Source organism: Fundidesulfovibrio sp. YSD1 (genome assembly GCF_055397115.1).
Genome location: NZ_AP043666.1, coordinates 473,008 through 495,000, shown reverse-complemented (window position 1 = coordinate 495,000; position 21,993 = coordinate 473,008). Strand labels below are relative to the sequence as shown.

The following is a 21,993-nucleotide window of genomic DNA, read 5'->3' as shown; positions in this document are numbered from 1 at the left end:
GGGCTCACCGTGGCCCGCGCCGTGATGGAACGGCTCCCGCGCGAGAGCATCGTCTACTTCGGCGACACGGCCCGCGTGCCCTACGGCGTGAAGTCCCCGGACACTGTGAAGCGCTTCGCCGAACAGATCGCGCGCTTCCTGCTGGAGAGGCAGGTGAAGATGCTGATCATCGCCTGCAACACCATGGCCGCCGTGGCCTTCGATTCCGTGCGCGGGCTCTCCCCGGTCCCGGTGCTCGAGGTGATCGACGCGGGCGCGCGCACCGCCGTGTCCCGCACGCGCAACCACCGCATCGGGATCATCGCCACGCCCTCCACCATCGACTCGGGCGCGTACCTCTCGGCCATCCAGCGCCACGACGACAAGGGCATGTTCATCGCGGCCCAGGCCTGCCCGCTCTTCGTCCCACTGGTGGAGGAGGGCTGGCTGGACCACCCCGTCACGCGCCTGACCGCCTTCGAATACCTGACCCCGCTCCTGGCCCAGAACATCGACACCCTGGTGCTCGGCTGCACGCACTATCCGCTGCTCAAGCCCATGCTGGCCTCGGTGATGGGCCAGGGGGTGCGCCTGGTGGATTCGGCCGAGGCCGTGTCCGAGCGCGCGGAGAGCCTCCTGCGACAGATGTGCCTGGAGAACCCGGGCGCTGGCGAGCCCGAGCACGTGTTCCACGTCACGGACGTGCCCCAGCGTTTCCGCGAGGTCGGGGAGCGCTTCCTGGGCCGCTCGCTGGGCCGCGTGCGCGTTGAGAGCTTGTAAGGCCGCCGAGGCTACCAGTTGGAGCAGGAGAACTGCTGGGGGCATTTCTCCACGAACATGATCAGGTCGTTGAAGAGGGCGATCTTGTCGCGCTCGGGCAGGCGCTCGATGAAGACCCGGTAGTAGTGGTCGTAGCTGGTGCGGTTGGCGCCGGTGGCGTCGCGGATGTGGTTGTACCACCAACGCGCCACGTCGAAGAGCGCCTCGGAGACGAGGTTCTCCACCATCTCGGACTTCTGCGATTGCTCGAATATCTCCACCTGCGCTTCCAGCGGACGCATGAAGTTGTTCACGAACTTGGAATGCGCCAGTAGATGCCCATCGAACACGTTTTGCGGGAATCCGAACTTTTGCAACAGGATATGCAGCATCGTGTCCTCGAAGGCGAAGTGCGTGTCGCTGAAGAGTTCGAGGAACTTGAACTTCTTGCGCATGTAGTCGATCGACTGGAAATTCGTGACCTTGTTGCGGGAGATGTCGGTATACCAGGCGTTGATGAACCTCAGGATTCCCTGGTGCTGGCAGTTGATGAGGTGGACGATGCAGTCGTAGGTGGGTTTCCAGGTGATGAAGGGGATGATGGGCGACGCGTCTTCCTGCTGCATGATGCTGCTCCTCAAAGCGGGTACGTCCGTATGCTCCCCATCTCGCGGAGGATGGGTTTCTCTCTGCTTGGGTGCTCAAGGCCGCTCAGGCTCTCCTTCGCCCGGCTGTAATCGCTCATCTTGTATTTGTTTGAGTGCAGGCTGTCACGTTTTTCCGCAAATGTAAATGGGCGCTTCCCCGGGCAGGACCTGGGAAACAGGCCGGCCGGAAACGGAAAACGCCCGGGGCTTCGGCCTCCGGGCGTTCGAACTCGCGGGGGGATGAAGCTCAGACCGCTTCGGCGAGCCTGGCCTCGATGAGGCTCTTGGCCCTAAGCGCCAGCTGGCCCACCTCGGGCTTGGAGATCTGGTCGTCCGCGCCCACGGCCTCGCCCTTGTGGCGCAGCTTGTCGGTGATCAGCGAGGAGAAGAGCAGCACCGGCAACTGGCGCAGGGCGCTGTCCTCCTTGATGCGCTTGGTCAGGTTGTGGCCGTCCATGGTGGGCATTTCGATGTCCGAGACCACCACCTGCACGTAGTCGGAAACCTTCTTGCCCTCGTCCTCGGCCTTCCCCTTGATCTGCTGGAGCCGTTCCCAGGCCTGGAGCCCGGTATTGACCACCTCCACGTCGAAGTTGGCCTTCTCCATGAGGTCGCGCAGCATCTCGCGCACCAGGGCGGAGTCGTCGGCGATGAGCGCGCGGTAGCGCTGGCTGGCCTTCCAGTCGATGCTGGTGTCCAGGCGCAGGCCCAGCTGCGGGTTGAGGTCCGCCACGATCTTCTCCAGGTCCAGCAGGAAGACGATGCGGTCCTCCAGCTTGACCACGCCGGTTATGGAGTCCCCGCTCAGGGTGGAGACCAGGTTGTTGGGCGGCTCCACGGCCTCCCAGCTCAGGCGGTGGATGCGCGTGACCCCCGAAACCATGAAGGCGGTGGTGACCTTGTTGAACTCCGTGACGATGACCTTGGGAGATTCGTGCTCCACGCGCTGTTTGGCCAGCCAGACCGAGAGGTCCACCAGGGGGATGATGTGGTTGCGCAGGTTGAAGGCCCCGAGCACCGACGGGTGCGAGACCTCGGGCAGCTCCGTGACGCGCGGCAGGCGGATGATCTCCAGCACCTTGGCCACGTTCACGCCGTAGTAGCCCTTGTAGGCGTCGCGCCCGGAGGGGTCGCCCTCGGGCACGGCCTCGTCCAGGAAGAACTCGACGATTTCCAGTTCGTTGGTTCCGGCTTCGAGAAGGATGTTGGTCTGGGCCATCGGGGGTCCTCCGGGACTGGGGTGCTGCTTCTGCGGGGCGGGCCTGCCGGTGCGGCCCGGGAAAGGACTCAGAGCGTGCTCAGGATCGATTCCACCGCATCGATGATATTCTTGGGCGTAGAGGCTCCTGCTGTCAAGCCGATCACAGCTTTTCCCCTGATCTTTTCCAGGGGCAGCTCGCTTGCGGTCTCCACGTGCGCGCAGGGCACGCCCTGGGCCTCGGCCACCTTGGCGAGCCTCCTGGTGTTGCCGCTGTCGCGCCCGCCCACCACCACCATGAAGCCCGCCTGGCGGGCGATGTCGATGGTCTCCTCCTGGCGCTTGCGCGTGGCGTCGCAGATGGTGTGCAGCACCGGGATCTGGCGTCCCAGGGCCTCGAAGAGGTGGTCGCGGATGCGCTCGAACTCCGCCTCGTCCTGGGTGGTCTGGGCGGCCAGGAAGTAGGAGTCGGCCGGGTCCAGGGAGTAGCCCTTGATCTCGTCCAGGCTGTCGAAGACGATGGCCCCGTGGGAGGCGTGGGAGAGAAGCCCGCGCACCTCGGGGTGGGCATCCTCTCCGTAGAGCAGCAGGATGCCGCCCTTGTCGGCCTGGCGGGCGATGAGGTGCTGGGCCTTCTTGACCTTGGGGCAGGTGGCGTCCGCGATGACCGCCCCCCTGGCCAACAGCCGCTCGTAGACGCCCTTGGGCACGCCGTGGGCCCGGATGAGCACCGTGGCGCCGGGCTCCACGGCCTCGGGGTCCTCGATGCGCCTGACGCCCCGGGCCGCGTAGGCCTCCAGGACCTGCGGATTGTGGATGATGGGGCCGAAGGTGTAGATGGGTCCCTGGGCCTGGCCCGTCTCCAGAAGCTTGTCGAGCTTGCGCAGGGCCAGGTCCACGCCCATGCAGAACCCGGCGGACTGCGCTCTAAGGATGGTCATGGTCTTCTCCGTGGGCAGTCTCCCGGCTCCGGGCGGAGGGCGGCGTCAATTCGGCCACCCGGGCCGTGATGTCGTTCAGGTGCTCCCAGGAAGCGCACGTGGCCATCTCCTGGCGCAGGGCGCGCGCCCCGGGCAGCTCGCGCACGTAGCGCGGCACGATGGAGCGCATGCGCAGGATGGCGCGCTCCGGCGCGCCGTGCTCGCGGATGAGCGCCGCGTGGCGCTCGATGAGCCTGGCCACGTCCGCGCCCGAGGCGGGCTTGTCCGTTCCTTCGAGAAAATGCCTGAAAACCAGCGGGTCGTACATGGCCCCGCGCGCGAACATCACCCCGTCCGCGCCGGTCTCCTCCAGGCAGCGCCTGGCGTCGGCCGCCGTGAACAGGTCGCCGCTTGCGATCACGGGCACCTTTGCGCCCGCCTTGAGCTCGGCCAGGCTCTCCCAGCGGGCCGTTCCCGAATAGCCCTGGCGGGCGTGCCTGGGGTGCAGGGTCAGCCAGGCCGCGCCTTCGCCCTCCAGCATGGGGGCCAGGGCGAAAACCGCGCGGTCCTCCGCGTTCCAGCCCGTGCGCAGCTTGACGCCCACCCGGCCCGGGCCCGCCTTGGCCACCATCGCGGAGACGATGCGCCTGAGAAGCTCCGGTTCGCGCAAAAGCGCCGCGCCCGAGCCGGTCTTGACCACCTTGGGCACGGAGCAGCCGCAGTTGAGGTCGAAATAGGCAAACCCCATGTCCAGGAGCGTGTCCATGGCCCGCTCGATCATCTCGGGCTCGGAGCCGAAGAGCTGCACGGCCAGGGGCTCGTCCCCGGGGCAGGTGGCCAGAAGCCCCGAGGTGCCGGGGCTATGGAAGACCATGCCCTTGGCGCTGACCATCTCCGTGACCGCGCACGCGGCCCCGTACTCCCGGCAGAGCATGCGGAAGGGCAGGTCGGAGTAGCCCGCGAGCGGAGCCAGCCAGGGCTTGCGCGGGCCTATGGGGGGAAGAGTCATCAGCCGTGGAACCTCGGTGGGCGGGCTTCGCGGCCCGCAGGAAAAAGGCTCTAATCATTCCGGCGGGGCTTGGCAATCGTCACGGGGCAAGCGTCTCGTCCGGCCGGGTGTCCTTGACCTCGCGGGGGCTTTTGTCTAGCCTGCCGGTTTCAAGCCCGCCCGCCAGGGCCCGGGAAATACCACGAAAGAGGACTCTATGTCGCCCAAATCCGACCTTATCTGGTTCGACGGCGAGCTGGTGCCTTGGGACAAGGCGCAAGTGCATGTGATGACCCACACCCTGCACTACGGCGTGGGCGTATTCGAGGGCATCCGGGCCTACAAGCGCTCTTCCGGCGGTTCCGCCGTGTTCAGGCTGGCCGAGCACGTGCACCGCCTTTTCGACTCCGCCAAGATCGTGGAGATGAAGATCCCCTACACCGAGGCCCAGATCAGCCAGGCCATCGTGGAGACGCTCAAGGCCAACAAGATGGAGGCCGGGTACATCCGCCCGCTGGTGTTCATCGGCACGGGCGCGTCCATGGGCGTCTTCCCGGGCAAGAACCCCATCCAGACCGCCATCTGCGTCTGGCCCTGGGGCGCGTACCTGGGCGAGGAGGCCCTGGAGAAGGGCATCCGCATCCGCACGTCCTCCTTCACGCGCCACCACGTCAACGTGATGATGACCAAGGCCAAGGTCTGCGGCAACTACGTCAACTCCGTGCTGGCCAAGAACGAGGCCCTGGCCGACGGCTACGACGAGGGCCTGCTGCTCGACAGCGCGGGTTACGTGTCCGAGGGCTCGGGGGAGAACATCTTCATGGTGGTGGACGGCGTGATCAAGACCCCGCCGCTGACCTCCATCCTCTCCGGCATCACCCGCGACTCCGTGATGACGCTCGCGCGCGACATGGGCTACGAGGTGCGCGAGGCCCTCTTCACCCGCGACGAGCTCTACACCGCCGACGAGGCCTTCTTCACCGGCACGGCCGCCGAGATCACCCCCATCAGGGAACTCGACCGCCGCACCATCGGCGAGGGCAAGGCCGGGCCCGTGGCCAAGGCGCTCCAGAAGGAATTCTTCAAGGTGGTCAAGGGCGAGAATCCCAAGTACGCCCACTGGCTGCAGGACTACACCTTCTAGTTCCAGAAGGCCGGGGGGGCTCTCTCGGCTCCCCGGCCAACCAGCATGTCAGCGCCAAGCCTCACATCCAAATACCGGCCCCAGCGGTTCAGCGACGTGGCCGGGCAGGAAGCCGTCAAGCGCATCCTTTCCCGGGCCTCGGCCGAGGACAGAATCGCCCCGGCATACCTCTTTTCCGGCACGCGCGGCGTGGGCAAGACCACCCTGGCCCGCGTCCTGGCCAAGGCCCTCAACTGCCTCACCGCGCCCACGGCCGAGCCCTGCAACGAGTGCTCCCAGTGCCGCCAGATCACGGCCGGAATATCCCCCGACGTGATCGAGATCGACGCCGCCACCCACGGCAACGTGGAGGAGGCCCGCCGCCTCAAGGAGGACATCGGGTACGCGCCCCTGCAGAGCCGCTACAAGGTGTTCATCATCGACGAGGCGCACATGCTCTCCAAGGCGGCGTTCAACGCGCTGCTCAAGACCCTTGAAGAGCCGCCGCCGCGCGTGACGTTCATCCTGGCCACCACCGAGCCGCACAAGATCCTGCCCACCATCATCAGCCGCTGCCAGCACTACGTGTTCAAGCGCCTGGCCCAGCCCGAGCTGGAGGCGCACCTGGGCGGGCTTCTCGCGCGCGAGAACATGGGCTTCGAGCCCTCGGCCGTGAGCCTCATCGCCAGGCGCGGCGCGGGCAGCGTGCGCGACTCCATGTCGCTCCTGGCCCAGGTGCTGGCCATGGGCGGCCCCAGCCTGACCGAGGCCGACGTGCGCGACGTTTTGGGCCTGGCCGGGCAGGACGTGTTCTTCTCCTTCATGCAGAGCTTCCAGGAGGAGGACTGCCTGGGGGTGAGCGCGCTTCTGCGCCAGGTGCTGGACCGGGGCCTGGACATCGGCTTTTTCCTGCGCGAGCTGGCCTCCTGCTGGCGCAACATGTTTCTCTTGAACCAGGCCGGGGAGAAGGCCCTGCCCACCCTGGAGCTCACCGAGGAGGAGGGCGGCCAGTGGCTCGGCTGGGCCAGGCGCTTCGACGCCCGGCACATCCACGCCTGCTGGCAGATGACCCTGGAGGGCCAGCGCCGGGTGATGACGAGCCTGGAGCCCGCCCTGGCGCTGGAGCTTCTGCTTTTGAACCTGGCCTACATCCCGAGGCTTCTCTCGCTCGAGGCCATGAACGCCCAGTCCGGCCCTAGCCAGGCCCGCCCGGCTCCGGGCGGGGGGCCGAGGCCCGGCATGGGCGCACCCGGCCAGGGCCAGCCCCAGGCGCAGCCCAGGCCCGCCGCGCAGCCCTACGGTTCCGGCGGGGCCGCGACGCCCCAGCCCCCGCAGTACGGGCAGCGCCAGGCCTACGCGCCCCCGGGGCAGGGCGCTTTGCAGCCGCCCAGGCAACAGCCCGGAGGCCCGTACGGGCATCAGGGCCAGCCCGGCGTTCCCCGTGGCGAACTGGGCCAACCGCAACACGGCGGGTACGGCGCGGCGCAGCCGGCGCCTTCCGCGCCGGGCGGGCAGCCCGGGCACGCGCGTACCGGCGCGCCCGGGGGCGGCACGCCTCCCGAGCCTGCGCCCCAGGAGCCGGACCCAGACCAGGGCCACGACGATTACCGGCAGGACTACGAGGCCCAGGCCGGGCCAGCGCCCGTGGCCCACGGCGCGCCCAAGGGGCCGCCCACGTGGAAGGGCTTCCGGGAGTACGCCAGGCACGAGGTGCGCAAGAACCCGCTCCTCAAGGTGGCCCTGCCGCAGCTGACGGGCGTCTTCGAGGAGACCCCGGAGGGCGGGCTTCTGCGCCTTGGCTGCAAGAACGAGTTCCAGGCCGGGCAGCTGCGCGACAAGCCCGAGAACACGGGGCTTCTCGCGAAGCTCGCCCAGGAGTATTTCGGCCGTCCCGTGGCCCTTCGCTTCGCGGTGGAGGACGGCCAGCGGGCCTTGAGCGCGCAGGAGCTTCGCGCCAAGGCCGAACAGAGTGCGCTTTTTAAAGAAGCGCGCGAGAGCATGGGCGCGTACATCATCGACGTGCGCGCCAAAAACTGAACCGGAGGACCTCATGAAAGGCATGGGTGACATGCTGCGTCAGGCCCAGATGATGCAGAAGAAAATGCAGCAGATACAGGAAGAGCTGAAGAACCGCACCGTGGAGGCCACCGCCGGGGGCGGCATGGTCACGGTGGTGGCCAAGGGCTCCCAGGACATCGTCTCCATCAGGATCGACAAGACGGTGGTGGACCCCGCCGACGTGGACATGCTCCAGGACCTGGTGCTGGCAGCCGTGAACGACGCCCTGCAGAAGGCCCGCGAGATGCAGGCCTCCGAGATGTCCGCCCTCACCGGCGGGCTCAAGATCCCGGGAATGTTCTAGCAGCCGCGCTCCCCGGCCCGGCCGCTCGTACCGGGCCGGGGAGCGGCCCGCCTCAACCCTCACGCGCCGCGATACGGCATACCGTCAATGAAAGCTCTTCCCAAGCCGCTCGCCGACCTGACGGGCGAACTCTCCTCCCTGCCGGGGCTCGGCCCCAAGTCGGCCCTGCGCGCGGCCCTGACCCTGCTCAAGTGGCCCAAGGAGCGCACCCAGGGGCTGGGCCGCCTGATCCACGACCTGCGCGAGAACCTCTTCCTGTGCTCGCGCTGCGCGGGCCTGGCCGAGTCCGACCCGTGCCCCATCTGCGCCGACCCCGCCCGCACCCCCGAGTCGCTGTGCGTGGTCAGCGAATGGGATTCGCTCCTGGCCCTGGAGGAGACCGGCCTGTACAAGGGCCTCTACCTGATCCTGGGCGGGCTCATCTCGCCCTTGGACGGCGTGGAGCCCGGGGCGCTCGAGGTGGAGCGCTTCCAGGCCCGCCTGGCCGAGGGCGAGGTGCGCGAGGTGATCCTGGCGCTCGGCACCACCATGGAGGCCGAGGCCACGGCCAGCTACGTCAAGAACCTGGTGGAGCGCTCGCACCCTGGCGTGCGCCTGACGCGCCTGGCCCAGGGCATCCCCCTGGGGGCCGAGGTCAAGTACGTGGACAAGGAAACCCTCAAGCAGTCCATGGTCCACCGCCAGCAGCTCTGATCCGAAGCCCATGCCCGCCGAAATCACCTGCGAGGTCCACACCGTCACGTTCTTTTCCGAGGCCACCGGCTACCTGGTGGCCCGGGTGCACGCCAAGGGCGAGCCCGGCGTGGTGACCATCGTGGGGACCATGGGCCAGGTGACCCCCGGCGAGACGCTTTTCTTGCGCGGGGAGTGGATCACCCACCCGCAGTACGGCCGCCAGTTCAACGTGGAGCACTTCGAGCAGCGCATGCCCGCCTCGCTCACGGGCATCAAGCGCTACCTGGAGTCCAAGCAGATCAAGGGAGTGGGGCCGGTGCTGGCGGGCAAGCTCCTGCATGCCTTCGGCGACAAGGTGCTGGAGGTGCTGGACGAGGAGCCCGAGAAGCTCCTCAAGGTCAAGGGCATCACCCCCAAGGTGCTGGAGAAGATCACGGCCAGCTGGAACGAGCAGCGCGAGGTGCGCGGGCTCATGCTCTTCCTCCAGACCCACGACGTGCCCACCACCTTCGCCCAGCGCATCTTCAAGCACTACGGCGCCGGCGCGGTGCACAAGCTCAGGGAGAACCCCTACGCCCTGGCCTACGACATCCACGGCATAGGCTTCAAGACCGCCGACGCCATGGCCCTGAAGCTCGGCTTCGAGCACGACTGCCCGCAGCGCCTGGAGGCGGCCGTGGTCTACGGGCTCTTTTCCCTGAGCGACCAGGGCCACCTGTTCTACCCGCGCGACGAGCTCCTGGAGCGCGTGGACGCCATGCTCGGCGGCGTTGGGCTCAATCTTCTGGCGGACGCGCTGGACAGCCTGGAGACGCAGAAGCGCGTAGTCATGGAGGCCCTGCCCCAGCAGGACGTGGCCCGGGCCGTGTACCTGACGCATTTCTACAAGTGGGAGCGCGAGATAGCCGAGAGGCTCTGGGCCATCGCCTCGCACCCGGCCGCCTCCTCCGAGGAGAAGGTGGCCAAGGCCCTGCCCGGAGTGGAGGCCCAGTGCGGGGTCCGGCTGTCCAGCGAGCAGCACCTGGCCGTGACCCAGGCCTGCCTGTGCAAGACCTTCATCATCACCGGCGGGCCCGGCACGGGCAAGACCACCATCACCCGCGCGGTGGTGGGGGTGCTTAACAAGCTCGGCTACAAGGTGAAGCTCTGCGCGCCCACGGGCCGCGCGGCCAAGCGCATGAGCGAGGCCACCGGGCATCCGGCCTCCACGCTGCACAGGCTCCTCGGCACCCAGCCGGGCGGCGGGTTCGTGCACAACGAGGAGAACAAGCTCAAGGCCGACGCCGTGGTGGTGGACGAGGCCAGCATGCTGGACGTGCAGCTTTTGCTCTCGCTTCTGCGTGCGTTGCCCCTGACCTGCCGCCTGGTGCTGGTGGGCGACGTGAACCAGCTGCCGTCGGTCGGGCCGGGCAACGTGCTGGGCGACATGCTGGACTCCGGGGCCATCGAGCAGGCCAGGCTCACGCACATCTACCGCCAGGCCCTGGAATCAATGATCGTGGTCAACGCCCACCGCATCAACGAGGGCAGCTTCCCGCTCCAGTCCACCAAGCAGGCCCCGGAGGCGGATTTCTTCTGGGTGGAGTGCGACGACCCCCAGGCCGCGCAGGACAAGATAGTCGACCTCGTGGCCAGCCGCATCCCGCGCAGCTACGGATTCGACCCCGCGCGCGACATCCAGGTGCTCTCGCCCATGCACAAAGGCGAAGTGGGCACCCAGGCCCTGAACGAACTGCTTCAGGACCGGCTGAACCCCTCGGGCATGGAGCTAGTCCGGGGAAAAAACCGCTTCCGCGTGGGCGATAGGGTCTTGCAGACGAAGAACAACTATGAAAAGGACATCTTCAACGGCGACCTGGGGTGGATCACGGAGGTCGATCCGCGCGAGTGCGAGCTCACGGTGGACTTCGACGGCCGCCCCGTGCCCTACGGCGCGGCCGACATGGACGAGCTCACCCTGGCCTACGCCGTGAGCGTCCACAAGTCCCAGGGCAGCGAATACCCGGCGGTGGTCGTGCCCGTGGTCACCCAGCACTTCGTGATGCTCAAGCGGAACCTCATCTACACCGCGCTCACCCGGGCCAGGAAACTGGCCGTGATCATCGGCGGCAGGAAGGCCCTGCGCATAGGCCTCGGATCGTCCGGGGCGGTGAGGCGCTACACGCACCTGCGCTTCCGGCTGCAGGAAAGCTTCAACCGCTAGCCGGACAACCACCCACGACTATATGACCCTCAAGAAAACCATCAGCCTTTCCCTGCGCGCAGCCCTGGTGGGAGCCTGCCTGGTCTACGCCTTCTGGGGCGTGGACTTCTCGCTTCTGGGCGAGGCCTTCGCCAAGTTCGACCTCTTCGCCATCGTGGCCATGACGCTTTTGTCCTTCACGGGATACTGGGCCATGGCGCTGCGCATGAATTTCCTCTCCGGCTACACCTGCGGCCAGGTGGTGGGGCTCAAGTCGTTCCTCCTGGCCATGGCCGTGAACAACGTGGCCCCGGCCAAGCTCGGGGAGGTCGCCAAGGCCTTCTACCTGCGCAAGGAGTGCGGCTATTCCCTGAGCCAGAGCCTGAGCATGGTCTTCTGGGAGCGCTTCTTCGACCTGAACGCCATCCTGGCCATGGGCCTGGTGGTGGCCTTCCACTTCAACCTGAAGATGGCCTTCTTCCCCCTGGCCATCGGCGTGAGCTCCATCTGGGTCTGCCTGTTCTTCGTGCGCAAGTGGCCCGCCAAGGCCGAGAAGCTCATCGCCCTGGTGCCCTTCGAGCGCCTGCGCGAGTTCATCATCGAGGTGAAGCTCCAGCTCGTGCACGGGGTGACCCTGCGCTACCTGATCATCCTGGGCTTCTACACCATCCTGGTCTGGGTGCTCTACGCCATCCCCACCTTCCTGACCATCACCTGGGTGGCCGGGCTCAACCTGACCATGGGCCAGACCCTGGCCGTGTTCATCCTCTCGTCGCTCGGCATGGCCATGCCGTCCTCGCCCGGGGCCGTGGGCGTGTACGAGGCCGCCGTGATCTTCGGCCTTGGCCTCTTCAAGGTGGACAAGGAGCTGGCCCTGGCCATCGGCCTGGTGATCCACATGTCGCAGTACATCCCCACCACGGTCAGCGGGCTCCTGGTGCTTGCCAGGAGCGGGCTTTCCCTGCGCACCATCCGCAAGAGCGACGAGGAACTGGAGAGCGCATGAGCCGCCCCTGCGTTCTGACCATCGCCGGGTCGGACAGCGGCGGCGGCGCGGGAATCCAGGCCGACCTCAAGACCTTCATGGCCCACGGCTGCTACGGGGCCAGCGTGATCACCGCGCTCACGGCCCAGAACACCCTGGGCGTGACCGGCATCCACGCCCCTGATGCGGATTTCGTCGCCCTGCAACTGGCCACCGTGCTCGAAGACATCCCCGTGCGCGCGGCCAAGACGGGCATGCTCTTCTCGGCCGCCATCGTGGAGGCCGTGGCCGAGGGGCTTACGCGCAAGGACTTCCCCCTGGTGGTGGACCCCGTGTGCGTCTCCCAGAGCGGGCACGCCCTGCTCGAGGACGACGCCGTGGACGCGCTTCGCCTGCGCATGCTGCCCCTGGCCGACCTGCTGACGCCCAACCGGCCCGAGGCCGAACTGCTCGCGGGCATGGCCATCACCGACGGCCGAAGCCTTTTCGCGGCCATGGAGAAGCTTTTGTCCTTCGGACCCAAGGCCGTGCTCCTGAAGGGCGGGCACGCGCCCCAGAGCGGCGGGACTCTTACCGACTGGCTGGGCAGGCCGGGCATGGAGCCCGTGGCGCTGCCCGTGGCCTTCGTGGACACCCCGCACACCCACGGCACGGGCTGCACGCTCTCGGCCGCCATCACCGCGCGCCTGGCGCTCGGCGACGGGCTCGCGGACGCGGTGAAGAACGCCCAGGCCTTCCTGAACCGGGCCCTTGCCGCAGGGTACGCGGTTGGGCGCGGGGCCTCCCCGCCGAATCATCTGGTGGACTTTCCCGGTACGTGATAGGGGCTTGCCCCCGATGCGAGAGTGGCGGAATTGGTAGACGCACCAGATTTAGGATCTGGCGGGTGACCGTGGGGGTTCGAGTCCCCCCTCTCGCACCAAATTACAATCCAGGGTAGCTCCCCACAACAAGCACAAGGCCCGGGCCGTGGTTAAGGCCTCTGCCAGAGACTGCTCACACTCCAGTTAGAAAAGGGGGGCGTAAGCGTCCGCAAACTCCTGGCGAGGGGAACCATCCGGATCGAGGGGGGAAGATTCAGGCTGGGGTAAGCGGACTCACGACGCAACATAGGGGAAGTCTGCCCTCAGTAAGGCCAGTTCCCTGCGGGCTTCCTTTTTTCCGTCCTCGCCCTGTGGTGTTAAAAATGCGACAGGTTGGCGACACCTAAAAGAGGGCGGCGCGGGTGGCTGGTCTAGTCATGTATCCCGTCGCGAACCCACTTCATCTCGGAAATTGCATCAGCCATTGTCGGTTGGCACCTGCCCGTGACGGCAATGTATATCTCAAGTCCGGCTTCGTTACGCCCGCAGTGGTCAACGATCATCCAGCACTCGCGAGTGGTTTCTTTTTGCATCATCGCATCATTGTGAACGATGTACCCCTTTGGGAAACGCTTCACGATAGAGTTGGTCATGTCCCTGCCGTTGCGAGCGCCAATGATTTTGTGCTTGGTCATTCCGTCCTCCGTTGACCTTGTTATATCATAGCGTGTGATGAAGTAAATAATCCAGTGGCAGGATTTGCGCCGGGCTATATTGATTTCCTGCCACCGCGCGCGATAAAGGAGGGCCTGAGAACGGGGCTGAACGGGTGATCCAAAATAGGGCAGTCCCCAGTTTTGGGGGCACCTGTTGGGGCACTTCAAAAAATCCAATTGACCTGATCAAGAAATGGCAAGGGCTTCCGGCCTGAATAATAGGCTCCCCTCTGCACCAAATTACAATCCAGGGTAGCTCCCCACAACAAGCACAAGGCCCGGGCCGTGGTTAAGGCCTATGAGAGACTGCTTTCACTCCAGCTAGAAAAAGGGGGTGTAAGCGTCCGCAAACTCTTGGCGAGGGGGACCATCCGGATAGAGGGAGGAAGATTCAGGCTGGGGTAAGCGGACTCACGACGCAACATAGGGGAAGTCTGCCCTCAGTAAGGCCAGTTCCCTGCGGGCTTCCTTTTTTCCGTCCTCGCCCTGTGGTGTTAAAAATGCGACAGGTTGGCGACACCTAAAAGAGGGCGGCGCGGGTGGCTGGTCTAGTCATGTATCCCGTCGCGCACCCAGCGCATCTCGGAAATCGCATCGGCCATGGTACGGTGGATTCCCCCCGTCGCGGCGATGAATATCTCAAGACCTGCTTCGTTGCGCCCGAAGTGGTCCACGATCATCCAGCATTCAAACGGCGTCTCCTTCTGCATCATGGCATCGTTGTGGATAATGTACCCCTTGGGGAATCGCTTCACGATGGAATTTGTCATGTCCCTGCCGTTGCGAACGCCAATGATTTTGTGCTTGGTCATTCCGTCCTCCGTTGACCTTGTTATATCACAGCGTGTGATGAAGTAAATAATCCAGTGGCAGGATTTGCGCCGGGCTATATTGATTTCCTGCCACCGCGCGCGATAAAGGAGGGCCTGAGAACGGGGCTGAACGGGTGATCCAAAATAGGGCAGTCTCCAGTTTTGGGGGCACCTGTTGGGGCACTTCAAAAAATCCAGGGGACCATCCGGACCAAAGGGGGCGGTAGTCGAGGGGTGGACGGTTACCCCATAAACCGCCCTTTCGGACGACCCAACGATTTGGAACCAGCGAGTGGTTCAGTCTGTCTTGTGCCGCCACTCCCACGGGGGGACGGGGTCCCCCGTCTTCCAGAGGCCCTTCCTGGCGCTTTTGGCCGCCTCCTCGCCCTCCTTCCAGAAGTCGCAAATCTTCTTCTTGCAGGATTTGGGGTCAACCCAGGCCAGCCCGGCGTACACGAGTTCCCCTGACACGTTCCGGCCATCCGCCGCCAGTGTGACCACGGCAACGATCCGGTCGTGACTGCGGCCGCGCTGCTCCACCTCCACGACTTGGCGCAGGGTCATGGCCGCCACGAAGTCCCGGGCCTCGTCCGCGCCGGGTTGTTTGGCCCATTTGCGGGACTTTTTCTCGGGCGCGTCGATGCCCCACAGGCGCACACGCTGTCCAGTGTCGAGCGTGAGCGTATCGCCTTCGTGGACTGCAACGACGGTGGCTTGATAGGCCCACGCAGGGATGGCCAGGGTCAGGAGCAGGAGAAGGAGAAGCGCGGTTGCTATGCGGTTCATGTTCGTGGGGTACATGGAGAGAGGGCCGGGGGCAAGACGGGGGAACCAGAAGGTTCTGGCTACGTTGGAGCGTTATAAGCCAAAGAGCGGACAAGGGAAAAGTTGGCATCGCCCTCTCAGGTAGCAAGGTTGAGTGAAAGGTTGAAACGGGGTAGCCTTGATTTTTTGGGACGCTTGTTGGAGCACTTCAAAAGACCAAATTGACCAGCTCAAACACCGGCATGGGCTTCCTGCCTGAATAATAGGCCCCTCTGCACCAACCCACACCCCGGACGGCCCAGAATGCGCGCAAAATCCGTGATTTCCCGGCTCGCGGCCTTCCTCGCGCTGGCCGTCTTCCTCCTGGCCTGGCAGGCTCCCTCAGCCAGGGCCTGCACCCTGTGGGCGCTTGGCGGCCAGGACGTGGCCGGGGGCGGAACCCTGATCGCGAAAAACCGGGACTTCACCCCGGACCATCCCAACATCCTGTCCGTCGTCACCCCGGAAACGGGCTACAAGGCGCTCTCCCTCGTGTCCGTGGACCCGAAGGGCGCGAAAAGCCTGGTGGGAGGGGTGAACGAGAAGGGCCTGGCCGTGGTCACGGCCACGGTGGGCACCCTGCGCAAGGACGAACGCGTGGCGCGCGCCAGGGAACTGGGCCTGAGGAACGCCTCGCGGGCCATCCTGAAGCGCTGCGCCAGCGTGGCCGAACTCGAGGCCGACGCCGCGCTTCTGGGCTCGCTCTCTCCGGTGTTCGCCCTGGTGGCCGACGCGAGCCAGGTGGCCGTGCTGGAGAGTTCCGGCGGGAGCTGGCGCATCTGGAAGGTTCCGCCGGGAAACCCCGCCGCGCACACCAACCATCCCCTGTCCACGGACTTCCCCGAGATACGCTCCAGGGAGGATTCGCAAGGCAGCGTCGTCCGCCTGGAGCGCGTCCGCGAGCTTCTCGCGGGCCTGCCAAGGCCCGTGGGCTTCGAGGCCTTCACGGCCCTCTCCAACGACAGCAACGCCGGGCCGGATTTCTCCCTCATGCGCACCGGGTCCGGCGAGAAGAAGCCGCGCACCCTGGCGACCATCGCCTTCAGGCTGCCGCCGGGCGGCAAGGCCCCGGAGGTGTTCGCGCGTCTGACCAACCCGGGCGAGCCCGCCACGCAGATGACTTTCCTGCTGGACGAGGCGTTCTGGCGCGCCGCCCCGGCGCCAGGGCGCACGCGTCAGCTGCTGCCCTGAGCCTGGGCCCCGCCCCGGCCGCCTGCGGGCCGGACCCTTTTCATCATATCCGCACTTCGCCCGATTCCCCGGCGTGCATCACCAGGCGGTTCTTGCCCGCGTGCTTGGCGCGGTACAGGGCCTGGTCCGCGAGGCGGACGACGTCCTTGAACTCCTCCGCGTGGCCGGGCCAGCAGGCCCCGCCCATGCTCACGCCCACGCACGCCTTGCTGGCGCAGACCTCGATGGGCAGGTTCACTGCCTCTATCACCCTGGCGGCCACCGCGCGCACCGCCTGGTCGCGCTCGGAAGCGGCCGCCTCGAAGACCAGCATGAATTCGTCGCCGCCCAGGCGCACGGCCATGTCCTCCCCGCGCAGGCACTGGCCGAGCCTGACCGAGACCTCCTTGAGCAGGGCGTCGCCCGCCTCGTGCCCTAAAGTGTCGTTCACGGCCTTGAAGCCGTCCAGGTCCAGGCAGAGCACGGCCAGGCTCGTCCCTGCACGGCGCGCGCGGGCCAGCGCGGCCCCCAGGTTCTGCTCCAGGCCCAGCCGGTTCAAGAGGCCCGTGAGCGGGTCGCGCGTGGCCAGGGTCTCCATGCGACCGCGCGCTGTCTCGCTACGGGTCAGGTTGTCCACCATCTCGCGCAGCGAGGAGGAGAGTATCTCGATGTCCTTGACGCCCTTGAAGGCCGGAATGTCGGCCTGCTCTCCCCGGGCGAGCCTCGTGGCGGCGGCCGTGATGGCCCGCAGGGGCCTGGCCACGTGGCTGGCGGCCAGCAGGCCGACGAGGGCGAAGAGCGCCGCGCAGGCCGCTCCGGCCAGGAGAATCTCGCCGAGCAGCTTCCTGATGGGGCGGTACGCGGTGTCCAGGGGCTGGCGGGCCACCACGGTCCAGCCCAGGCCGTCCCGCGTTTCCTGCCCCGGGCCGCGCCCGTGGGCCAGGGCGGCCCCGGTCAGGTATTCCAGCCCGTCGGGCCAGCGCTCCACGGTCCAGGCCGGGCGGCCCTTCCTGGCCCGGGCCACGGCGTCCAGGGCCAGGGTCTCGCCCATGAGGCCGTCGCCGCCCAGGAGCACGGAGTCGCCCCGCGAGACCACGAAGAGCCCCACGTCGTGGCGGCCCTCCAGCGGGCTCAGCACGGACTGCTGCACCTCGCGCGCCCAGGCCCAGCTCAGGTGCGTGGCCAGCACCCCGGCCAGGCTGCCGTCGGCGTTCAGGATGGGGGCGCTCACGTCCACGAACTTCACGGGCTCGCCGCTGGGGTTGGGGATGAGCTTGGCCAGCATCACGGCCTCGTGCACGTCGCCCAGGAAGAGGCCCTTGGCCCCCTCCTGGAACACCGGGCGCGCGGCGATGGACACACCCTCGAGCAGGCCTCCGGCCGAGGCCTTGACCTTTCCGGAGGCGTCGGCCACGCCGATGAACGCGTAGGCCGGGATGGCCCGTTGCAGCTCCTCGATCACGGCCCGCACCGCGCCGGGGTCGTCCTGGGCGAGGAGCGGACCCAGGCGGGCCAGCACCTTGACCTCGCCCGCCCTGGCCCACATGTCCCGATCGAGCTTGCCGGCCATCTGACCGGCCATCTCCGCGAGCGCGCCGCCGATCTCGGCGCGGACCTGCCGCGCGGCGCGCCAGCCGATGAAGGCCCCGAGGATCGTCACCAGCGCCAGCACGGCAAGGGCGAAAGCCAGGGTGAAGCGGGTCCTGATGCTGGTGGAAGGGATGTTCATTTCGCGTGCTCTCCTAGTCGCGCCAGGCAGCCCGGTCAAGGCCGCTGGCGCGCCCGCCACTCGCTCGGGGTCTCGCCCACGTGGTCCTTGAAGACCTTGGCGAAGTAGGCCGGGCTGCCGAAGCCGCTCTGCATGGCCGCTTCGGTGACGCTCACGCCGCTGGCGCGCAGGAGCTCCATGGCGTGGCGCAGCTGGTTCAGCCTCTTGAAGTCGCGCCAGTTGATCCCGGCGCGTTCGAAGGCGCGCTGGAGGCTGCGCGGGCTCATGCCGAGCCTGCCGGCCACGTCGCCAAGGCTCAGTTCCTGCGCGAAATCCTGAGGAGTGAAGGCCTCGCGGATGCGCTCCAGGACGTCCTTCTCCGGCGCTTCCATGGTGGGGATGTCCCCGGGTTCCGGAAGGGCGGGCTCGAAGAGCACGGCGCGCCTGAGGCGCTGCGCCGCGAGCTCGCGGTTTCTCACCAGGGCCGCCGCCACCCGGAGCAGCTCGTCCGGGCTGAAGGGCTTGCCCAGGCAGGCGTCGGCGGACTGCTCGAACCCGGTCCGGCGGACCTCCTCCTCGTCGTAGGCGCTGATGAGGACCACCGGGATGTGGCAGGTGTCCAGGCGCTCCTTGACCTCTCGCACCAGTTCGAAGCCGCTGCGCCCGGGCAGCATCACGTCGGAGACCACGAGGTCGGGCAGGGTGGAGGCGATCAGCTTCCAGGCCTCTTCCGCGTCGCGGGCGGCGCTCACCTGGCAGTGCTCCCCGAGGAGCGAGGCCAGCTGGCCCGAGAGGTCCTCGTCGTCCTCCACCAGGACGACCTTCCTGCCCGAGAGCGCCGAGACGTTGGGCGCCCCGGCGGCGGGAGACCTGTCGAAGGCGTCGGCGTCTCCGGGCGGGGGGGCCAGGGGCAGGCGCACGCCGAAGAGCATCCCGCCCGTCTCGGGCCTGCGGGCTTCGATGCTCCCGCCGTGGCGCTCCACGGCCTCCCTGGCCGTGGGCAGCCCGATGCCCCAGCCCTCGGACGTAAGGCCGCCCTGGCCGCGCGAGAACCACTCGAACACGCGCGGGAGGTCTTCGGGGGCCACGCCGCCGCCGTCGTCGAGCACGTCCACGCGCAGTTCGCCGCTTTCGGCGCGGGCCTCCACGCGCACGGAGCTCCTGCCGTACTTGAGGGCGTTGGAGAGCAGGTTGCCCACCGCCGCGATGAAGAGCTCCCTGTCCATGCTCACCCAGGCCCCGGCCGCGCGGGAGGTGTCCTCCTCGATGCGCTTGCCCAGGGTTTCGGCCATGAGGCGGAAGGGCGCGAGGGTCTCCTCCAGGGCCTTGGCGGCCTCGAAGACCGTCTCGCGGCGGCGCGACTCCCCGCGCGAGACGTCCAGCACGGCCTTGATCAGGTTCGAGAGCCTCATGGAGCACTTGAGGGCCAGTTGCGCGGCCTGGGCCGCCTTGCCTTGGAAGCTCTCCATGTTGCGCTCCAGGGCGGTGACGATGACCGCCAGGGGAGTGCGCAACTCGTGGGCGATGGAGCGGAAGAGCTTTTCGCGCGCCTCCATGAGCCTGGCCAGGCTGGCGTTGCGCTCCTCGAGCAGCGCGTGGCTTTCGGCCAACTGGGCCGAGCGCTTGGCGACCTCGGTCTCCAGCCAGGCCGCGCGCCGGGCCTGGCGCGCCGATGCGGCCCGGGCCAGCAGGGCCATGAGCCCGGCCAGCAGGAGGGCGTAGGCCGCGAAGGCGGGCCAGCCGAGCCAAGGGGGGCTCTCCACCACGAAGCGGTAGTGCTCGGGCCCGGCGGACCACTGCCCGTGCGTCTCGCGCGCCTCCACCTCGAAGTCGTAGACGCCGGGGGACAGGCCCACGTAGGAGGCCTGGGTCTCGCCGCCCTCGCGCCAGCCGGTCTCCGCGCCGGCCAGGCGCACGCGGTAGACGATGTTGCCCGGCGGCTCGAAGGCCAGGGCGCTGAAGCGGAAGTCCATGTTCGGGGAGCGCCAGCCGAGGCGCGTCGCGCCGTTCTCCTCCACGCTCCCGGAGGGCGGGGAGGCCGAGAGCACGATCCGGGGCGGCTTCCTGGCGTTCTCGGGGCAGGGCACGCTGCCCGGAGCGAACATCACGAAGCCGTTGACCGTGCCGAAGAGCAACTCGCCCGTCTGGAGCCTGCCCCAGGCGTTGAAGTTGAACTCGTTGTCCGGCAGCCCGTCGCGCTTGAAGTAGCGCAGCACCGCGAACGTGGCCGGGTCGATGCGGGCCAGGCCGCGCATCGTGCTGGCCCACATGAACCCGCCGGAAGCCACGATGCCGTACACGGCCCCGTTGGGCAGGCCGTCCTCCTCGCGCAGGTTGCGCACCTCGCCTGTGTCCGGGGAGAGCACGGTGACGCCCGTCTCCGTGGCCACCCAGTAGCGCCCTGTGCCGTCCTCGGCCACGCAGCGCGCCCCGTAGCCCGCCAGGGAGGCGTCCGGCTTGGCCGGGTCGTGCTTCCAGACGGTGAACCCGGAGCGGTCCTCCTTTAGGAGCGCGAGCCCAAGGCTCGTGCCCACCCAGATGCGCCCGCGCCCGTCGCGGTGCAGCGCGCGGATGCGGTCGTGAGGCAGGGACGACGGGTCGGACGGGTCGTGCCCGAAGCGCCGCGCGGCACCGGTGGCGGTGTCGTAGAGCAGGAGCCCTTGGGAGAGCCCGATCCAGAGCTCACGGCGCTCCGGGTCCAAAAGCAGCAGGCGCGCTTCGTTGTTGGCCAGGGCCTGGCTTACGCCCGGGGCCTGCGAGATGGACGTGACCTCCCCGGTGGCGAAGTCCAGGCGCACCACGCCGCTCTTGCGCACGGAGATCCACATGCCGCCGGGGAAGGGCGCGTAGGCCCGGACGCTCTCCTTGGCGATTTCCCCCGAGAGGGCCGGGGGCAGGTAGGCGCTGGTGCGCGGGTCGAGGAGCGCCGAGCCCTTGGAGGTGCCCGCCCAGAGGCGGCCCAGGCTGTCCTGCGCGAAGCACCAGACGAGCGGGTTGGGCAGGCCGGAGGGCGACATGGGGTTGTAGGTGAAGCTCTTGAAGGCCTGGTCCCTGTCGAAGCGCGACAGGCCGCGCTCGTTGGTGCCGACCCAGACGTCCGGGCCGTCGCCCGTGACGATGGCCGTGACGATGTCGCTCGAAAGTGTCGTCGGGTCGGCGGGGCTGCTCTTGTAGGTGTCGAGCACGCCCTTGCCCGGCTCGAAGAGCTGCAGCCCGCCCTCCCAGGAGCCCACCCACAGCCTGCCCTGGCCCGCGTCGGCCACGGCCATCACGTCGCTGGCCCCGAGGCCGTCCCTTGCCTTGGTGTAATGCCGGAAGCGCACCCCGTCCGCGTCCTCGATGATCTCCACGAGCCCGGCGTTCTCCCCCCCGGCCCACACGCGCCCGGAGGCGTCGGTGAAGAGCGTGTTGAAGGATTTCTCCTCCAGGCCGTTGTCCCCGGGGCCGAACCAGCGCGCCTCGCCTTCCGGGGTGAGCCTGGCCAGGCCCTGGCCCTTTGTGGCCGCCCACAGGCAGCCCCGGCCGCGCGCCACGGCGCGGACCTTCCCGGCGTGGGGCGCGCCCGCCCGCCTGAGCTCCACGGCCACGGCGTCCTCCCCGCCATAGGGCAGGAACTTGAGCCCCGAGCCCGTGCCCAGCCAGAGCCCGGAATCGTCGGGCAGGATGCAGAGGATGTCGGCGTGGGCGATGGAGGGCGCTTGGACGCGCCTGATGGACGCCCCGTCCGGGCTGATGGCGTTGAGCCCGTTGCCCAGCACACCGGCCCAGACCACCCCGTCCGGGCCTTCGGCAAGGGCGGAGATGCAGTTGTCCGAAAGCGAGGCCGGGTTGCGCGCCGACTTCTTGAACACGGTCACCGAGGCGCCGTCCAGCCGGGCCAGCCCGTCCTCGGTGCCCGCCCAGACCTGGCCCGTGCGGCTCTTGAGGAGCGAGCGGATGGTCACCTGGGGCAGGCCTTCCTCGCTGCCCACGTGGAAGAAGCGGATGGGCGCGGCGGCCAGGCAGGCCGAGTGGATCAAGGACAGAAACAGGGCGGCCAGCAGGGCCGGGGCGGCGGCCTTCGCGCTCCAGACGGACGGGGAGGTCATATGTTGTCCAGTGTTTTCGTTATGTTGAACTGAACCGCAACCGGCGCAATAACTCTGCACCCGCCGCCCAGTCC

Annotated in this window: 18 protein-coding genes and 1 tRNA gene (1 of these 19 only partly in view); 10 read left to right on the top strand and 9 right to left on the bottom strand. The window is 67.7% G+C overall.

Going from position 1 to position 21,993, the window contains the following annotated elements; translation table 11 throughout:
* Positions 1 to 759, top strand: partial view of a glutamate racemase gene (gene murI, locus ACZ5V4_RS02395; protein WP_464316582.1) — the 3' portion only. 51 nt of this gene lie to the left of the window's left edge; only the last 759 of its 810 coding nucleotides appear in the window; its start codon lies off the left edge, out of view; its stop codon occupies positions 757 to 759.
* An 11-nt stretch (positions 760 to 770) separates the two neighbouring features.
* Here murI and ACZ5V4_RS02390 read toward each other — a convergent pair whose 3' ends face one another.
* From ACZ5V4_RS02390 to ACZ5V4_RS02375, 4 genes are all read right to left on the bottom strand, one after another.
* Positions 771 to 1,364 carry a hemerythrin domain-containing protein gene (locus ACZ5V4_RS02390; protein WP_464316581.1) on the bottom strand — a complete coding sequence of 198 codons (594 nt, stop codon included), beginning with the start codon at positions 1,362 to 1,364 and terminating at the stop codon, positions 771 to 773.
* 268 nt (positions 1,365 to 1,632) lie between these two features.
* A complete protein-coding gene (locus ACZ5V4_RS02385; RefSeq protein ID WP_464316580.1) occupies positions 1,633 to 2,604 on the bottom strand; it encodes a chemotaxis protein in 972 nt (323 codons plus the stop codon).
* Positions 2,605 to 2,672: 68 nt separating this feature from the next.
* Complete coding sequence (gene ispH / locus ACZ5V4_RS02380) at positions 2,673 to 3,524, bottom strand: 4-hydroxy-3-methylbut-2-enyl diphosphate reductase (RefSeq protein WP_464316579.1); 852 nt, start codon at positions 3,522 to 3,524, stop codon at positions 2,673 to 2,675.
* On the bottom strand, positions 3,511 to 4,512 hold the full coding sequence (locus ACZ5V4_RS02375) for a tRNA dihydrouridine synthase (RefSeq protein WP_464316578.1): 1,002 nt from the start codon (positions 4,510 to 4,512) through the stop codon (positions 3,511 to 3,513). Before ACZ5V4_RS02375 ends, ispH begins: the two co-directional genes overlap by 14 nt.
* Before the next feature lie 196 nt (positions 4,513 to 4,708).
* On the opposite strand from ACZ5V4_RS02375, the gene ACZ5V4_RS02370 reads away from it, so the two are divergent.
* The 8 genes from ACZ5V4_RS02370 to ACZ5V4_RS02335 all read left to right on the top strand — a co-directional run bounded on the left by ACZ5V4_RS02370 (position 4,709) and on the right by ACZ5V4_RS02335 (position 12,740).
* Positions 4,709 to 5,635: a branched-chain amino acid transaminase gene (locus ACZ5V4_RS02370; RefSeq protein ID WP_464316577.1), complete on the top strand. Its 927-nt coding sequence runs from the start codon at positions 4,709 to 4,711 to the stop codon at positions 5,633 to 5,635.
* A gap of 45 nt (positions 5,636 to 5,680) precedes the next feature.
* Positions 5,681 to 7,651, top strand: a complete 1,971-nt coding sequence (gene dnaX / locus ACZ5V4_RS02365) for a DNA polymerase III subunit gamma/tau (RefSeq protein ID WP_464316576.1) — start codon at positions 5,681 to 5,683, stop codon at positions 7,649 to 7,651.
* A 13-nt stretch (positions 7,652 to 7,664) separates the two neighbouring features.
* Positions 7,665 to 7,976 carry a YbaB/EbfC family nucleoid-associated protein gene (locus tag ACZ5V4_RS02360; RefSeq protein ID WP_464316575.1) on the top strand — a complete coding sequence of 104 codons (312 nt, stop codon included), beginning with the start codon at positions 7,665 to 7,667 and terminating at the stop codon, positions 7,974 to 7,976.
* Between the two features lie 87 nt (positions 7,977 to 8,063).
* Positions 8,064 to 8,669, top strand: a complete 606-nt coding sequence (recR, locus tag ACZ5V4_RS02355) for a recombination mediator RecR (RefSeq protein ID WP_464316574.1) — start codon at positions 8,064 to 8,066, stop codon at positions 8,667 to 8,669.
* Positions 8,670 to 8,679: 10 nt separating this feature from the next.
* A complete protein-coding gene (gene recD2, locus ACZ5V4_RS02350; RefSeq protein ID WP_464316573.1) occupies positions 8,680 to 10,854 on the top strand; it encodes an SF1B family DNA helicase RecD2 in 2,175 nt (724 codons plus the stop codon).
* Between the two features lie 22 nt (positions 10,855 to 10,876).
* The gene (locus tag ACZ5V4_RS02345) at positions 10,877 to 11,839 is read left to right on the top strand and encodes a lysylphosphatidylglycerol synthase transmembrane domain-containing protein (RefSeq protein ID WP_464316572.1); all 963 of its coding nucleotides are present in this window, start codon (positions 10,877 to 10,879) and stop codon (positions 11,837 to 11,839) included.
* Complete coding sequence (thiD, locus tag ACZ5V4_RS02340) at positions 11,836 to 12,639, top strand: bifunctional hydroxymethylpyrimidine kinase/phosphomethylpyrimidine kinase (RefSeq protein WP_464316571.1); 804 nt, start codon at positions 11,836 to 11,838, stop codon at positions 12,637 to 12,639. Before ACZ5V4_RS02345 ends, thiD begins: the two co-directional genes overlap by 4 nt.
* Before the next feature lie 18 nt (positions 12,640 to 12,657).
* Positions 12,658 to 12,740, top strand: a tRNA-Leu gene (locus ACZ5V4_RS02335).
* Between the two features lie 312 nt (positions 12,741 to 13,052).
* Here the strand turns inward: ACZ5V4_RS02335 and ACZ5V4_RS02330 are convergent.
* The 3 genes from ACZ5V4_RS02330 to ACZ5V4_RS02320 form a co-directional block, all read right to left on the bottom strand.
* Positions 13,053 to 13,316 (bottom strand): hypothetical protein, encoded by a 264-nt coding sequence (locus ACZ5V4_RS02330; protein ID WP_464316570.1) that lies wholly within the window; start codon positions 13,314 to 13,316, stop codon positions 13,053 to 13,055.
* 569 nt (positions 13,317 to 13,885) lie between these two features.
* Positions 13,886 to 14,149 carry a hypothetical protein gene (locus ACZ5V4_RS02325; protein WP_464316569.1) on the bottom strand — a complete coding sequence of 88 codons (264 nt, stop codon included), beginning with the start codon at positions 14,147 to 14,149 and terminating at the stop codon, positions 13,886 to 13,888.
* A 297-nt stretch (positions 14,150 to 14,446) separates the two neighbouring features.
* Positions 14,447 to 14,935 carry a thermonuclease family protein gene (locus tag ACZ5V4_RS02320; protein ID WP_464316568.1) on the bottom strand — a complete coding sequence of 163 codons (489 nt, stop codon included), beginning with the start codon at positions 14,933 to 14,935 and terminating at the stop codon, positions 14,447 to 14,449.
* Positions 14,936 to 15,217: 282 nt separating this feature from the next.
* On the opposite strand from ACZ5V4_RS02320, the gene ACZ5V4_RS02315 reads away from it, so the two are divergent.
* Positions 15,218 to 16,144 (top strand): carcinine hydrolase/isopenicillin-N N-acyltransferase family protein, encoded by a 927-nt coding sequence (locus ACZ5V4_RS02315; protein WP_464316567.1) that lies wholly within the window; start codon positions 15,218 to 15,220, stop codon positions 16,142 to 16,144.
* Between the two features lie 43 nt (positions 16,145 to 16,187).
* Here ACZ5V4_RS02315 and ACZ5V4_RS02310 read toward each other — a convergent pair whose 3' ends face one another.
* Together ACZ5V4_RS02310 and ACZ5V4_RS02305 are read right to left on the bottom strand one after the other, a co-directional pair.
* Entirely contained in the window at positions 16,188 to 17,852 is a 1,665-nt protein-coding gene (locus ACZ5V4_RS02310) for a sensor domain-containing diguanylate cyclase (protein WP_464316566.1), read from the bottom strand.
* Between the two features lie 35 nt (positions 17,853 to 17,887).
* Positions 17,888 to 21,919: a hybrid sensor histidine kinase/response regulator transcription factor gene (locus tag ACZ5V4_RS02305; protein WP_464316565.1), complete on the bottom strand. Its 4,032-nt coding sequence runs from the start codon at positions 21,917 to 21,919 to the stop codon at positions 17,888 to 17,890.
* Between the last annotated feature and the right edge of the window lie 74 nt (positions 21,920 to 21,993).

What these genes read in the sequence shown, in the direction of transcription:
- ACZ5V4_RS02390 (WP_464316581.1), bottom strand. Translation starts at nt 1,364, where the DNA reads ATGCAGCAGGAAGACGCGTCGCCCATCATCCCCTTCATCACCTGGAAA.
- ACZ5V4_RS02385 (WP_464316580.1), bottom strand. Translation starts at nt 2,604, where the DNA reads ATGGCCCAGACCAACATCCTTCTCGAAGCCGGAACCAACGAACTGGAA.
- ispH (WP_464316579.1), bottom strand. Translation starts at nt 3,524, where the DNA reads ATGACCATCCTTAGAGCGCAGTCCGCCGGGTTCTGCATGGGCGTGGAC.
- ACZ5V4_RS02375 (WP_464316578.1), bottom strand. Translation starts at nt 4,512, where the DNA reads ATGACTCTTCCCCCCATAGGCCCGCGCAAGCCCTGGCTGGCTCCGCTC.
- ACZ5V4_RS02370 (WP_464316577.1), top strand. Translation starts at nt 4,709, where the DNA reads ATGTCGCCCAAATCCGACCTTATCTGGTTCGACGGCGAGCTGGTGCCT.
- dnaX (WP_464316576.1), top strand. Translation starts at nt 5,681, where the DNA reads ATGTCAGCGCCAAGCCTCACATCCAAATACCGGCCCCAGCGGTTCAGC.
- ACZ5V4_RS02360 (WP_464316575.1), top strand. Translation starts at nt 7,665, where the DNA reads ATGAAAGGCATGGGTGACATGCTGCGTCAGGCCCAGATGATGCAGAAG.
- recR (WP_464316574.1), top strand. Translation starts at nt 8,064, where the DNA reads ATGAAAGCTCTTCCCAAGCCGCTCGCCGACCTGACGGGCGAACTCTCC.
- recD2 (WP_464316573.1), top strand. Translation starts at nt 8,680, where the DNA reads ATGCCCGCCGAAATCACCTGCGAGGTCCACACCGTCACGTTCTTTTCC.
- ACZ5V4_RS02345 (WP_464316572.1), top strand. Translation starts at nt 10,877, where the DNA reads ATGACCCTCAAGAAAACCATCAGCCTTTCCCTGCGCGCAGCCCTGGTG.
- thiD (WP_464316571.1), top strand. Translation starts at nt 11,836, where the DNA reads ATGAGCCGCCCCTGCGTTCTGACCATCGCCGGGTCGGACAGCGGCGGC.
- ACZ5V4_RS02330 (WP_464316570.1), bottom strand. Translation starts at nt 13,316, where the DNA reads ATGACCAAGCACAAAATCATTGGCGCTCGCAACGGCAGGGACATGACC.
- ACZ5V4_RS02325 (WP_464316569.1), bottom strand. Translation starts at nt 14,149, where the DNA reads ATGACCAAGCACAAAATCATTGGCGTTCGCAACGGCAGGGACATGACA.
- ACZ5V4_RS02320 (WP_464316568.1), bottom strand. Translation starts at nt 14,935, where the DNA reads ATGAACCGCATAGCAACCGCGCTTCTCCTTCTCCTGCTCCTGACCCTG.
- ACZ5V4_RS02315 (WP_464316567.1), top strand. Translation starts at nt 15,218, where the DNA reads ATGCGCGCAAAATCCGTGATTTCCCGGCTCGCGGCCTTCCTCGCGCTG.
- ACZ5V4_RS02310 (WP_464316566.1), bottom strand. Translation starts at nt 17,852, where the DNA reads ATGAACATCCCTTCCACCAGCATCAGGACCCGCTTCACCCTGGCTTTC.
- ACZ5V4_RS02305 (WP_464316565.1), bottom strand. Translation starts at nt 21,919, where the DNA reads ATGACCTCCCCGTCCGTCTGGAGCGCGAAGGCCGCCGCCCCGGCCCTG.